Here is a 13,112-nt window from a genome sequence, read left to right as displayed (position 1 = left end):
TCAGCGTAGTTACGCTCCGGCCTTCCGGAAGACCCGTGTGCCCACCGTCACGGCGAGCGCCGCGAAGCCGAGGGCGACCAGGACGCCGTACAGCATGGGGGAGTGTGGTGTCCGAGCCCACGTACGCGTCCCGCACCGCGTCCACCAGACAGCGGAACGGCATGAAGGGGGACAGCACGTCCAGCCGGCCGGGGGTGAGGGACATCGGCAGCTCGGCCTGATGGGTCCACCAGACCGTCATGTCCGTCATCGGCCGAGAGATGATGGCCGGTCGGGATCCGGGCGAAGTGTCACGTGAGGTGCTCGTGCTTCTCGACGAGATGGAGGACCTTTTGAGCGAGAAGGTCCTCAACTACGCCGTACGGGCGGTGGAATGACCCGTGCCGGTGTGATGTCCGTCAGATGAGACGTGACGCGCGTTACTTACCGGTCACACAGGCACGCCCGAGCGCTAAGGTCCGCCGAAGAGGCAACTTGAACAGCGTGTTAAGGGGAGTCGGAGTGGCACGGAAGCTCGCCGTCATCGGAGCCGGACTCATGGGGTCCGGTATCGCCCAGGTCTCCGCGCAAGCGGGCTGGGACGTCGTCCTGCGCGATGTCACCGACGAGGCGCTGACCCGTGGCCTCGACGGCATCAAGGCCTCGTACGACAGGTTCGTGGGCAAGGGCAGGCTGGAAGCCGCCGACGCCGACGCGGCTCTCGCGCGCATCACCGCCACCACCGACCTGGAGGCGGCCGCCGACGCCGACATCGTCGTCGAGGCCGTGTTCGAGAAGCTGGAGGTCAAGCACGAGATCTTCCGGACGCTCGACAAAATCGTCCGTGACGACACCGTGCTCGCCTCCAACACCTCCGCCATCCCGATCACCAAGATCGCGGCGGTCACCGAGCACCCCGAGCGGGTCGTCGGCGTGCACTTCTTCTCGCCGGTGCCGATGATGCAGCTCGTCGAGCTGGTCCGCGGCTACAAGACGAGCGACGCGACACTCGCCACCGCGCGGGAGTTCGCCGAGTCCGTCGGCAAGACCTGCATCGTCGTCAACCGCGACGTCGCCGGATTCGTGACGACCCGTCTCATCTCGGCGCTCGTCGTCGAGGCGACCAAGCTGTACGAGTCGGGCGTGGCCAGCGCCGAGGACATCGATCTCGCCTGCAAGCTGGGCTTCGGCCACGCCATGGGACCCCTGGCCACCGCCGACCTGACGGGCGTGGACATCCTGCTGCACGCCACCGGCAACATCTACACCGAGACCCAGGACGAGAAGTTCGCCCCGCCGGAGCTGATGCGCCGGATGGTTGACGCCGGTGACATCGGGCGCAAGAGCGGGCAGGGCTTCTACAAGCACTGAAACCGCACGCGCCTCTGGAGCATCACTCCATGAGGTGAATTCGGTATCGGTTCGCTTACAAGCAGCAACCACTCTGCCCTTCGGGCAGTCAGACGGTGCACACACCGAAACGCAGACAGACGCAGCGTACGAGACGCACTCTCGGGGAGCGCATATGTACATCAGGGGCGACCACGCCGAGCTGGTCGTCGGGGGCCGCCTCGACGTACGCAGCGCGGCGGACGCCCGTACGGTCCTGCACTCGGCCGTCGACGACGGAGTCGGCGACCTGGTGCTGGACCTGTCCGAGCTGGACTCCTGGGACGCCACCGGCCTCGGTGTCATCATGGGGGCCCACCGACGGGCCGGGCGGTGCGGCCGACGGCTCGTGCTGCGCGGCGTACCACCACAGATGCAGCGCCTGCTGGTCGCCACCCGGCTGCACCGGATCCTGGCGATCGAGGGCGGCATCGGGGTGGACTCCCTGCCCCGGGTGTGACCTCGCGGGTGCGATCGCGTGGGGGGCGTACGAAACGCACCTCGCGCACAATCCTCACGAAGCTGTGACGTCTCGGACGGCGCGGTACCCCGCCTGTTCGTAGATACTGTGCGAAGGTTTAGGGTTCGGCTGCCCGCCGCCCGAAACCCTACGAGCGGGCACCGGACCAGAAGCGACAGCGCAGTGTGCAGCAAGGCCGGGAAGGGTTCGGCACACGACGCTTTTGGGGGGCTTGGAACATGGACCCGAACAACCGGGGACCCGAAGAGTACGGCCATGACGACGACGGCCAGGCGCCTCGCTCGCGCCCGCCACGCGACCCGATCACCGCTGACCTGGGCCAGCACACACCCGCGCTCGCCCGCACGGTGCAGCTCGTCTCGGGCGACTTCCTGCTCACCGTCAACCCCGTCGACGGCAGCGAGATAGAGAACTGCCCGCCGCACGAGCGACCGCGGCGCCCGGTGAAGTTCAGCATCGCCGAGCGCGCCGAGCTGGCCCGCGCGGCCCAGCCACCCGTCCCGCCGGGCCCCGCGCAGCCCCGGCTGCCGCTCCTGGAGCGCCAGGAAGAGCGTGAGCGGCTCGTACGCCTCCTCGCGCGCGGGCGCTCCGTACGCCTGACCGGACCCGCCGGCTCCGGCCGCACCAGCCTGCTGGACGCCGTCGCCGACGACTGCGCGGACCTCGCCCCCGACGGCGTCATCCGCCTCTCCGGCTACCGGCGCACGGCGAACGACCTCCTGCACGACCTCTTCGCCGCCGTCTACGACGCGCCCCTGCACCGTCCGGAACGGGACGAACTGCTCCGGCTCGTCCACGAGATCGGCGCGGTCGTCGTCCTCGACGACGTGGAGATCGGCGGCAGCGCGCTCGACGAGCTGCTCGACGCCACCCCCGAATGCGCCTTCGTCATCAGCGCGACACCCGACGTCGCCGCGCCGTCCTCCGACTCCCTCCTCGAAGAGGTGTTCCTCAGCGGCTTCGACCGCAGCGGCGGCCTCGAACTTCTGGAGCGGTCCGTCGGCCGCGTCCTGACCGAGGACGAGGCGAACTGGGCGGGTGACCTCTGGTTCGAGTCCGAAGGCCTTCCGCTGCGCTTCATGCAGGCCGGGGCGCTGCTGCGGCAGCGCGACCAACTGCGGGCCAGCGAGGAAGCCGTCGACGAGTTCGGCGTCTTCCAGGACGTGCCGGTCGACGCTCCCTTCGCCTCCGGCGACGGCCACGACCTGCCGCTGCCGTCGCTCGCCGAAGGGGCCGCACCCGCCGCACTGCTCGCCTCCCGGCTCAGCGAGTCGGCGCGCACCACCCTGCGGTTCGCGGTCGCGATCGGCGGCGAGGTGCCGCACCAGGCGCACCTGCCCGCGCTCGTGGGCGACACCCACGCCGACGCCGCCCTCGCCGAACTGGCGGGCTGCGCGCTGGTCTCCCCGGTCGGCTCCCGCTACCGGCTCGCCGCCGGGGTGCAGGCCCAGCTGGAGGCCGCCGGATACGCGGACGGGCTGGAGGAGCAGGCCCTCGCCGCGGCCCGGCACTACACCTGGTGGGCCGGGCACCCCTCGGTCACCCCGGAGCGGGTCTGCGCCGAGGCCGACGCGCTGCTCGCCACGCTCACCGTCCTGGTGCCGCTCACCACCGCCCCGCTCGACGAGCAGGACGAGAGCGCCGCCGTACGGCTGGCCCGCACCGCCGCGCCCGCGTTCGCCGCGGGACTGCACTGGAGCGCCTGGGAGCGCGCCCTGCGCTCCGGCGCCGAGGCCTCCCGGCTCGCCGGCGAGGTAGCCGAACAAGCCTACTTCCACCATGAGTTGGGCATCCTCGCGCTCTGCGGCGGCCAGCTGGACCGGGCCCGCGCCGAGCTGGAGGCCTCCATCGGACTGCGCGGCGCCCTCGCCGACAAGCGCGGCACGGTCGCCGGCCGCCGCGCCCTCGCCCTGGTCGCCGACCGCTCGGGTGCCACGCCCGCCCTCGGGTCCACCGCAGGGGAGGAGGTGTCCGACGCGCGGTACGAGGAGTCGGCGTCGCCCCCCGGCGGCGTACCGGCCGCCTTCGCGCCGGCCGAGCCGCCCGGCGAACCCTCCACCCTGGTCACCCACCGGACCGATCCGGGCCGCCCCGCGTCGAAGAGCGCGGGCGTCGCGGGCCGCCTCGTGAGCGGCACCCGGCGCAACCTGGTGGCCGCGGGCGCGGGCGCGCTCCTCGTCGCCGTCCTGGGCACCGTGGTGACCCTCGGCGCCACCTCCGACCACAACAGCGACACCCCGTCCGAGAAGGTCGGCGTCAACCCCTCGGCCAGCCAGGGCAGCTCCGACGACAGTCTGGGCGCGGACAAGGCCAAGAAGGGCGGCGACGCCAACACGGGGGCCGTGGCGACGCCCACCGATCCGGGGCCCGACGGCACGTACGGGACGTCCGACGATCCGACGCCGACGGTTACCGCGTCCCGGCAGCCGTCGGACAACCCGAGCGGGACGCACAGTTCGGGTACGCCGTCGAAGTCGCCGTCCAAGTCCCCGTCGAAGTCGCCGTCCAAGACGCCCTCGCAGACGCCTTCGAAGACGCCGACCCATACGCCTTCCCAGACGCCCACCGAGACGCCGACGCCCACGCCGACGCCCACCCCGACGACGACTCCGTCCACGTCGACCACCGCCAGCGGCCCCGCCTCCAGCGCCCCGGCGAGCACCACCGCCGGCGCGCCGGAGAGCAGCGCCTCCAGCGCCTCGGCGAGCACCGGCGCCGCCACGTCGCCCGGCGGCGCGGTGATCTGAAGCAGCACGTGCGAGGGCCGGGTCCGCATCGGCGGACCCGGCCCTCAGCTGTCGGTGTGACGGGTCAGAACAGCCGCAGTTTGTCGTCCTCGATGCCGCGCAGCGCGTCGTAGTCCAGCACCGTGCAGCCGATGCCCCGGTCGGTGGCGAGGACGCGGGCCTGCGGCTTGATCTCCTGGGCGGCGAAGACGCCGCGGACCGGCGCGAGGTGCGGGTCGCGGTTCAACAGCTCCAGATAGCGCGTGAGTTGCTCCACGCCGTCGATCTCACCGCGCCGCTTGATCTCGATGGCGACGGTCCGGCCCTCGGCGTCCCGGCACAGGATGTCGACCGGGCCGATGGCCGTCATGTACTCGCGGCGGATGAGCGTGTAGCCCTCGCCGAGAGTCTCGATGCGGTCCGCGAGGAGCTCTTGAAGGTGTGCTTCCACGCCGTCCTTGATCAGGCCCGGGTCCACGCCCAATTCGTGCGAGGAATCGTGGAGGACTTCCTCCATCGTGATGATGAGTTTCTCGCCCGCCTTGTTGATGACGGTCCAGACGCCTTCCTCGTCCCCCGAACCCTCTTTCAGCGTGCAGGGCGGAGACATCCAGTTGAGGGGCTTGTAGGCGCGGTCGTCCGCGTGGATCGAGACGCTGCCGTCCGCCTTCACGAGGATGAGGCGGGGGGCCGACGGGAGGTGGGCGGTGAGCCGGCCCGCGTAGTCCACGGAACAGCGGGCAATGACGAGGCGCATGGTCGGCAACGCTACTCGACGGGCAGTGGTGCACGCGATTCGCCCTGGAAGACGCCTGTTCGGTCGTGGCTGATTGTGTGCCTACTGGGAGTTCGCTATGTGCGCATTCTCCTGGTGCCGTCACCGTCCGTTGCTTACCGTAGAAACGGGAGGTCGCGATGCGTGTACTCAGCGTGTTCGATATCGCGAACTCCCTATCCCTGTCCGGCAACCCCCGAGGTCTGGGGGTGCGAGAGGAGTACCCATGTCGCTCGACGTCTCACCGGCCCTACTCGAACAGGCCGAGCGAGGCGAGGTCGACGAAGCTGACTTCGTCGACTGCGTCCGGACCTCCCTGCCCTACGCGTGGGAGATGATCAGCTCCCTGGTGGCCCAGCTGAAGGTGGACGGCGGCAACTTCGCCGACAACCAGACGCCTCCGCCGGACGAGCAGGCACGTGGCCAGCTGCTGCGTGCGCTCGCGAGTGACGCGATACGCGGCGCGCTGCAGCGGCACTTCGGAGTGCGGCTGGCCTTCCAGAACTGCCACCGGGTGGCGGTGTTCCCGCTGGACGCCTCAGTGGACGACACGCTGGCACGCTTCACCTCGGTCCGCAGTCAGCTGCTGAACCAGTCCCCGGAGTTCCGGGACTGCTGACGCGGTGATGCCGCACTGCTTGCCGCTCCGTACGCGGGAGGTGCATTAGTACTGGGGCGGCAAGCTCCCCGCGGTCCGTCACTTGAGGTGGGGCAGTACCTCGCCTCCGAGGCGTCGTACGTTCTCCTCCGTCGCCGCCAGGTCTCCCGAACCCTCGACGAGCAGGGCGAAGCGTGAGATGCCCGTCCGCTCCGAGGTCGCCGCCAGCCGGTCGGCGCACAGCCGGGGGGTCCCCACCGGGTGCAGCCCGCAGAGCAGTTCGGTGTACGCCAGCGGGTCCCGCATCGCGCGGGCGCGGCCGTCGACCGTCACATGGGCGTCCAGCCCCTGCTTCAGCCAGCCTGGCATCGCCTTGAGGAGCGTCTCGACGGCCTCCGTGCGGCGGTCCGCGATCTGGCAGACGCCGGCGGACACATGGGCCGCGGCGAAGATCTCGTCCGCCGGACGCCCGGCCGCGCGCGCGTACTGCCGCCAGAGCGCGACCATTTCGGCCTTCTCCTCGTCCCCGACATGCATCCCGAGGAGCATCGGCAGTCCGCGCTCGGCCGCGAGCCGCACGCTCGACGGTGAGGTGCAGGCGACGACGACCTCGGGCCCCGGGGCGCCGCTCAGCGCCTCCGACGGCCGGGGGACGACGGGAACCTCACGGAAGCTGAACCGCTCCGAGGTGCCCTGCACGGACGGCTCGCGCAGCCAGCGCACCAGGAGATCGAGTGATTCGGGGAAGCCCGTCTTGTACGCCTCGAGGCCCGAACCGAAGACCTCCAGGTCGACCCAGGGGCCGCCGCGCCCGACGCCCAGCGAGAACCGTCCGCCGGACGTCAGATGCAGCAGCGCGGCCTGCTCGCCGAGCGCCACGGGGTGCACGGTGGGCAGCACGCTGACCGCCGTGCCGACCCGGATCCGGCTGGTGCGCCCGAGCAGGTACCCGGCGAGTGTGACGGCGGACGGGCACGTCCCGTACGGCACGAAGTGGTGCTCGGCCAGCCATACCGCGTCGAGCCCGGCCTCCTCGGCGACTTCGGCGGACCGCACGGCGCGGTGCAGGGCCTCTCCCTGACCCTGGCCCGGGAACTGGGCCGCCAGTACAAAACTTCCTACGTGCATCGCACTTCCTGCTTCCTCGGCTCCGACACGGAGCTCCCCCACCCGGCATAACCGCATGACACGTGCCGAAGTCACGGCTTGGCGGAGAGATTTGCGGATTGTCTGCGGAATGGGCCGCGCGGTGGGGGATCCGGACGGGTTGGTGGAGTACGCGTACCCCTGTGCGCGCCGCGTAGGCTGGAGATGGCTCCTGCTCCCTGTATAGCTCCGTGAGGTGTCCTGTGTCCCCGCGTCGCAATCGTCCGAAGGCCGCCGGCGCGTCCGGCAGTAGCGCGGACGAGGAGCGGTCCGGCCGTTACGGCGGCTGGCAGTCGACCGAGAGCTGGCAGGGCGAGGAGTGGAGCGTGCGCCATGTGGCGGGCGCGAGCGCGGACGGCAAGACCTACCGCTGCCCCGGCTGCGACCAGATGATCCCCTCCGGCGTCCCGCACGTGGTGGCCTGGCCGGAGCACTCGGGCGTCGACGACCGACGGCACTGGCACAAGTCCTGCTGGAACGCGAAGGACCGCCGCACCTCGCGGGTGCAGCGGTCCCGTAACGCGCCCCGCTTCTAGGGCCGTTCCTCTTCCAGAGCCGTTCCTTCGAGCCGGGTCGGTCGTCCCGGCGAGCGGAGACGTCAGACGTCCCGGCGCTCCAGCAGCACGAACGCGCCGACGATCGCCGCCGCCGTCAGTCCGGCGAGCAGACCGAGCTGCGCGCCGCCGTGCCCGCTCTCGCTGTCGAGGCGGAAGATCCTGGCGAGGGCGTTGGGAGCGTTGTACTCCTGCATCTTCTCGCCGATGGTGCGCATGCTCTCGGACATCATCAGGAACGCGGGCATGATCGCGGGCACCAGCACGACGCCGAGCATCGTGGTGATCGCGCCGGCCGAGTGACGCAGCATCGAGCCCACCGCGAGCGCGAGCGCGCCGAGCAGCGAGACGTACAGCGATCCCATGATCACCGTGCCGCCCCACGACACGGTCGAGGAGCCGCCGTGCATCCCCGAGGTCATCAGGCCGACCAGACCGATCGCGAAGGCCGACACGACGAACGCCACCGCGAAGAAGATGATCAGCTTCGCGGCCAGCACCCGGTGGCGCTGCGGCGAGGCCGTGAACGTCGTGCGGATCATGCCCGTGCCGTACTCGGAGGAGACCACCAGGACGCCCAGCGTGATCAGGCAGATCTGCCCCAGCATCAGCCCGAAGAACGCCGGGATCGTGTACGGGACGTCGCTGAAGTCGGCGTTCGTGGTCTGCGCGGCGACCAGGAAGCCGATGCCGATCACCAGGAGCAGGAAGGTGCCGAGCGTCCACATGGTGGAGCGCACCGACTTGATCTTCGTCCACTCGGAGTTGAGCGCGTGACCGAGGTGGGTGGGGGTGACCGGGATCGGCGAGGTGTACGAAGTGCCGGGCGCCGTCTGCCAGTCGGGGGCAGCGGCGGCCTGCTGCGGCATCGGGGGCTGGGGCGTGCTCATCGGGCGTCCTCGGGCTTGGTCAGGTCGGGGGCGGCGGCGGGCGCGGGGGCCTGGGCGGCGGGCTGCGCCGGGGCCTGGGGCGCGGCCTGGGCGTACGGATTGACGTTCGTGGCACCCGGAGCGGCCGGGGCGCCGTACGGGCCCGTCTGGGGCGGCTGACCCGCGTCCGGAGCGGCGCCGGAGGCACCGGGCGCGCCCGGAGCACCGTACGGGCCCGTCTGGGGCATGGCGAACGGCCGGCCGCCCTGCTGGGGCGGCGGCGGTGCGTACCAGCCCGGCTGTCCCTGGCCCGCCACCGGCAGATGCTGCGCCGGCATGGCGCCCGGCGGCAGCTCCTGCTGCAGCCCGGCCTTCTGATCGATGGTCGAGCGGTAGTCGACGGCGCCCTGCGTCATCCGCATGTACGCCTCCTCCAGCGAGGCCTGGTGCGGCGACAGCTCCCACAGCCGTACGTCGGCGGAGTGCGCGAGGTCGCTGATGCGGGGCAGTGCGAGGCCCATCACGCGCAGCGCGCCGTCCTGCTCGGGCAGCACCTGGCCGCCCGCCTCGGTCAGCGTGGCCGTGAGCTTCTCGCGCTGCTGCGGCTCGCCGTCCGGAGTGCGGACCCGGGCGAAGTCGGCCGAGTTGTGCGAGATGAAGTCCTTGATGCTCATGTCGGCGAGCAGCTGGCCGCGGCCGATCACGATGAGGTGGTCGGCGGTCAGCGCCATCTCGCTCATCAGGTGCGAGGAGACGAAGACCGTACGGCCCTCCGCCGCGAGGGACTTCATCAGGTTGCGCACCCAGAGGATGCCCTCGGGGTCGAGGCCGTTGACCGGCTCGTCGAAGAGCAGCACCTGCGGGTCGCCGAGGAGCGCGGCGGCGATGCCGAGGCGCTGGCCCATGCCGAGCGAGAAGCCCTTGGAGCGCTTCTTGGCCACGTCCTGGAGCCCGACGACGCCGAGCACCTCGTCCACCCGGCGGGCCGGGATGCCCGACAGCTGGGCGAGGCAGAGGAGGTGGTTGCGGGCGTGCCGGCCGCCGTGCACGGCCTTGGCGTCGAGGAGGGCGCCGACCTGGCGGGGGGCGTTCGGGAGCTTGCGGTACGGGAAGCCGCCGATCGTCACCTGCCCCGAGGTGGGGTTGTCCAGGCCGAGGATCATCCGCATCGTGGTCGACTTGCCCGAGCCGTTGGGCCCGAGGAAGCCGGTGACGGCGCCCGGCCGCACCTGGAAGGAAAGGTTGTACACGGCCGTCTTGGCGCCATAGCGCTTCGTCAGGCCGACTGCCTCGATCATGCTGCGCACCCATCGAAAGGTTCAGGACGTCGGGGCGCACGCCCCCGTAAGGGTTAGGAGGATATCGGGGCGCTGACGGTTCCACTCAAGAGAAAGTAAAACTACGCAGGTCAAACCCGTGCCTTGTCAGGTACGCGTCCTGCCTGGTCAGCACCGAAACGGAACCCTTCCGTTCGGGAAGCGAAGTCCCCGCACGCGAATTCCGGCCGCCTCGGCGGCGAGAGCCGGAAGCCGTATGGACGAAATCCGGCCGCCCGGAGGCGCCGGCCGGATGCCTCGTGCGCGGCCTCCGGAGGCCTCGAGGCTCGGCCGAATCCCTCGCGCGCGAAATCCGGACGGCTCGGGCGCGCCGCTGCACGTCCTACGCGTCGCGCCTCTTCAGCAGCGCGTACCCCCCGATGAGGGCCGCGACCACCCACAGGACCATGATCGCGAGGCCGCCCCAGGGGCCGTACGGAGTGTCGTCGCCGATCGGGGTCACGACCCGCATGATCTTGCTGCCGGCCTGGTCGGGGAGGTAGCGGCCGAGCTTCTTGGTCGCGGAGACGGCACCCAGGATGTTGGAGATCAGGAAGAAGAAGGGCATCAGGATGCCGAGCGAGAGCATCGGGCTGCGCAGCATCGCCGCGACGCCCATCGAGAAGACGGCGATCAGGGTCATGTAGAGGCCGCCGCCGATCACCGCGCGCAGCACGCCGGCGTCACCGATCGACGCCTTGTGCGGGCCGAGCATCGCCTGGCCGAGGAAGAAGGCGACGAAGCTGGTGATCATTCCGACGATCAGGGCGAGGGCCGCCGCGACCGCGACCTTGCTGAAGAGGAACGTGCCGCGCTGCGGGACCGCGGCGAGCGAGGTGCGGATCATGCCGGTGCTGTACTCGTTGCCCACGACGAGCACCCCGAACACGATCATCGCGAGCTGGCCGAGGGTCATGCCCGCGAAGCTGATGAACGTCGGGTCGAAGGAGAGCCGCTCCCGCACGGGCATCTTGTCGAACTCGTTCTTCGACAGCAGCGAGATCAGGATGCCGAGCGCGATCGTGACGACCGCGGCGAGACTGAGCGTCCACACGGTGGACGAGACCGACCGGATCTTGGTCCACTCGGACTTGAGGACCTGGGTGGCCGCCATGGTCAGCCTCCCTTGTTCCAGGCGCCGCCCCACTCCTGGGCGGGAGCCTGCCGGTGGGGGGTGTCGGCGTGCGCGTGGTACTCCACCGACTCCGCGGTCAGCTGCATGAACGCCTCCTCCAGAGAGGCCTGCTGGGGGCTGAGCTCGTGCAGCACGATCTGATGCTGCGCGGCCAGCTCACCGATGTGCTCCGGCTTGCCGCCGTCCACTTCGAGCGTGCCGCCGCCCGTCTCGACGACCGTGATCCCCGCGCCGCGCAGCACGTCCAGGAGCCGCTCGCGCTGGGGGGTGCGGATCCGGACGTACGACCGGGAGTTGTGCTGGATGAAGTCAGCCATGGAGGTGTCGGCGAGGAGCCGTCCCTGGCCGATGACGACGAGGTGGTCGGCGGTCAGCGCCATCTCGCTCATCAGGTGCGAGGAGACGAAGACCGTACGGCCCTGCGCCGCCAGTGACTTCATGAGGTTGCGGATCCAGTGGATGCCCTCGGGGTCGAGGCCGTTGACCGGCTCGTCGAACATCAGGATCCGCGGGTCGCCGAGCAGCGCGCCCGCGATGCCGAGCCGCTGGCCCATGCCGAGCGAGAACCCCTTGGCCTTCTTCTTCGCGACCGCGGTCAGACCGACGGTGTCGAGTACCTCGTGCACCCGCGCCTTCGGGATGCCGTTGCTCTGCGAGAGGCACAGGAGGTGGTTGAAGGCGCTGCGCCCGCCGTGCATCGCCTTCGCGTCCAGCAGGGCGCCGATGTACTTCAGGGGATCCCGGAGGTGGTCGTAGTGCCGTCCGTCGATCCGTACGTCGCCCGCGGTGGGCCGGTCGAGCCCGAGCATCATCCGCATCGTCGTGGACTTGCCGGCGCCGTTGGGACCGAGGAAGCCTGTCACGATGCCGGGTCTGACGGCGAAGGTCAGATTGTTGACCGCCACCTTCTCGCCGTAGCGCTTGGTCAGCCCCTCGAGCTCGATCATGCGGCAACGCTAAGACGGGGGGATTGGCGGTGCCACTTGAACAGGGGGTGCTGCTGCTACTTGGCCGCCGTGGCCGACCGCCGCGCCGCCGTGGCCGACCGCGCGGTTCCCCGCGCTCCTGACGGGGTGGAGCCTCCCCCCCAGCCTCCCTCCCCGTAAACAAGGGCCGCTCTTCCCGCCCACGAACACAAGCCCGCACCCCTGGTGGAGGGTGCGGGCTTTGGTGTCGCCGGCCGTCCGGGTGGTTACCGGGACTGCTGGGCCGGGACGCCGCGGGAGACCGGCTCGTCCTCGGCAGGGGTGCCGGCGGCGGCCACCGCGGCGCCCGTGAGCGTCGCGAGCATCTCGCGGACGTTCGTGAGCTGGGCGTTGATCGAGTCGCGGCGGTTGGTGAGGGCCGCGAGCTCGCGCTCGGATTCCGAACGGATGCGGTCGGCCTTGGCGTTCGCGTCGGCCACGATGTCCTCGGCCTGGCGCTGAGCCGTCTCCACCGTCTGGCGGGCGCGGCGCTCGGCGTCCGTGCGCAGCTTCTCGGCCTCCAGGCGGAGCTGCTCCGCGCGGTGCTCGATCTCCGCGAGCCGCTTCTCGGCCTTGGCCTGGCGGGACGCGAGGTCGCGCTCCGACTGCTCGCGGCGCTTGGCGAGGTTCGTCTCGAAGTCGGCGGCGGCCTGGGCGGCCTTGGCGCGGGTCTCCTCGAAGAGGGCGTCCGCCTCCTCGCGCTTGGACTGCGCGTCCTTCTGCGCTTCCTGGCGCAGCTGCGAGGCGTCGCTCTTGGCCTTCTCGACGATCCGGACGCCCTCGTCCTCCGCCTTGGACTTGCGGTCCGCAGCGAACGATTCTGCGTCGTTGCGGACCTGCTGGGCCGCCGACTCCGCGAGCTCACGGTGCTGCTCGGAAGCGCGACGGGCCTCCTCGCGCAGGTCCTTCGCCTCCTCCTCGGCGAGGCGGAGGATCTTCTCGACACGCGCGCCGAGACCGGCGTACGACGGCTCGGCGTCGCTGACCTGGGCCTGAGCGTTCTGCGTCTCGAGGTGGAGCTCCTCGATGCGCTTTTCGAGAGCAGTGATACGGGCCAGAGCGCTGTCACGGTCGGAGACGAGCTTCGAAATGCGTTCGTCCACCTGAGCGCGGTCGTACCCACGCCGCACAAGCTCGAAGCCGTAGGGGGAAGTGTCGCTCATGGGGTTCCTGTCGAAT

12 protein-coding genes and 2 pseudogenes are annotated in these 13,112 nt (G+C 70.7%); 6 read left to right on the top strand and 8 right to left on the bottom strand.

Annotation, left to right across the window (positions count from 1 at the left end; genetic code table 11):
• Positions 1–9: 9 nt before the first annotated feature.
• A pseudogene (locus tag ACFVXA_RS05080) lies at positions 10–211 on the bottom strand (ABC transporter permease); the annotation flags it as partial.
• Positions 212–221: 10 nt separating this feature from the next.
• Between ACFVXA_RS05080 and ACFVXA_RS05075 the strand changes: the two are divergent.
• The 4 genes and pseudogenes from ACFVXA_RS05075 to ACFVXA_RS05060 form a co-directional block, all read left to right on the top strand.
• Positions 222–377 (top strand): annotated as a pseudogene (locus ACFVXA_RS05075) (TetR/AcrR family transcriptional regulator); the annotation flags it as partial.
• 124 nt (positions 378–501) lie between these two features.
• Positions 502–1,350 (top strand): 3-hydroxyacyl-CoA dehydrogenase family protein, encoded by an 849-nt coding sequence (locus tag ACFVXA_RS05070; protein WP_390023866.1) that lies wholly within the window; start codon positions 502–504, stop codon positions 1,348–1,350.
• Positions 1,351–1,504: 154 nt separating this feature from the next.
• Positions 1,505–1,828, top strand: a complete 324-nt coding sequence (locus ACFVXA_RS05065; protein ID WP_189189161.1) for an STAS domain-containing protein — start codon at positions 1,505–1,507, stop codon at positions 1,826–1,828.
• 239 nt (positions 1,829–2,067) lie between these two features.
• On the top strand, positions 2,068–4,596 hold the full coding sequence (locus tag ACFVXA_RS05060; RefSeq protein ID WP_390023864.1) for an ATP-binding protein: 2,529 nt from the start codon (positions 2,068–2,070) through the stop codon (positions 4,594–4,596).
• Positions 4,597–4,660: 64 nt separating this feature from the next.
• On the opposite strand, the gene nucS is transcribed toward ACFVXA_RS05060, so the two are convergent.
• The gene (gene nucS, locus ACFVXA_RS05055; protein ID WP_362024151.1) at positions 4,661–5,332 is read right to left on the bottom strand and encodes an endonuclease NucS; all 672 of its coding nucleotides are present in this window, start codon (positions 5,330–5,332) and stop codon (positions 4,661–4,663) included.
• Between the two features lie 244 nt (positions 5,333–5,576).
• On the opposite strand from nucS, the gene ACFVXA_RS05050 reads away from it, so the two are divergent.
• Positions 5,577–5,969: an SCO5389 family protein gene (locus ACFVXA_RS05050; RefSeq protein WP_362024148.1), complete on the top strand. Its 393-nt coding sequence runs from the start codon at positions 5,577–5,579 to the stop codon at positions 5,967–5,969.
• Between the two features lie 78 nt (positions 5,970–6,047).
• Here ACFVXA_RS05050 and ACFVXA_RS05045 read toward each other — a convergent pair whose 3' ends face one another.
• On the bottom strand, positions 6,048–7,076 hold the full coding sequence (locus ACFVXA_RS05045; RefSeq protein WP_390023862.1) for an LLM class flavin-dependent oxidoreductase: 1,029 nt from the start codon (positions 7,074–7,076) through the stop codon (positions 6,048–6,050).
• Between the two features lie 221 nt (positions 7,077–7,297).
• On the opposite strand from ACFVXA_RS05045, the gene ACFVXA_RS05040 reads away from it, so the two are divergent.
• Positions 7,298–7,630: an ATP/GTP-binding protein gene (locus ACFVXA_RS05040; protein WP_362024141.1), complete on the top strand. Its 333-nt coding sequence runs from the start codon at positions 7,298–7,300 to the stop codon at positions 7,628–7,630.
• A 62-nt stretch (positions 7,631–7,692) separates the two neighbouring features.
• Here ACFVXA_RS05040 and ACFVXA_RS05035 read toward each other — a convergent pair whose 3' ends face one another.
• From ACFVXA_RS05035 to ACFVXA_RS05015, 5 genes are all read right to left on the bottom strand, one after another.
• Positions 7,693–8,538, bottom strand: a complete 846-nt coding sequence (locus ACFVXA_RS05035; protein WP_362024138.1) for an ABC transporter permease — start codon at positions 8,536–8,538, stop codon at positions 7,693–7,695.
• The gene (locus tag ACFVXA_RS05030; protein ID WP_390023860.1) at positions 8,535–9,815 is read right to left on the bottom strand and encodes an ABC transporter ATP-binding protein; all 1,281 of its coding nucleotides are present in this window, start codon (positions 9,813–9,815) and stop codon (positions 8,535–8,537) included. Before ACFVXA_RS05030 ends, ACFVXA_RS05035 begins: the two co-directional genes overlap by 4 nt.
• A gap of 361 nt (positions 9,816–10,176) precedes the next feature.
• Positions 10,177–10,947, bottom strand: coding sequence for an ABC transporter permease (locus ACFVXA_RS05025; RefSeq protein ID WP_390023858.1), 771 nt, complete (start codon positions 10,945–10,947; stop codon positions 10,177–10,179).
• Between the two features lie 2 nt (positions 10,948–10,949).
• Positions 10,950–11,915, bottom strand: a complete 966-nt coding sequence (locus ACFVXA_RS05020) for an ABC transporter ATP-binding protein (protein ID WP_390023856.1) — start codon at positions 11,913–11,915, stop codon at positions 10,950–10,952.
• 245 nt (positions 11,916–12,160) lie between these two features.
• Positions 12,161–13,096, bottom strand: a complete 936-nt coding sequence (locus ACFVXA_RS05015) for a cellulose-binding protein (RefSeq protein WP_362024125.1) — start codon at positions 13,094–13,096, stop codon at positions 12,161–12,163.
• Positions 13,097–13,112 lie beyond the last annotated feature (16 nt).

Origin of the sequence: Streptomyces sp. NPDC058246, from assembly GCF_042881985.1 — a bacterium.
Taxonomy (GTDB): domain Bacteria; phylum Actinomycetota; class Actinomycetes; order Streptomycetales; family Streptomycetaceae; genus Streptomyces.
This window is presented reverse-complemented; position numbering and strand designations above follow the sequence as displayed.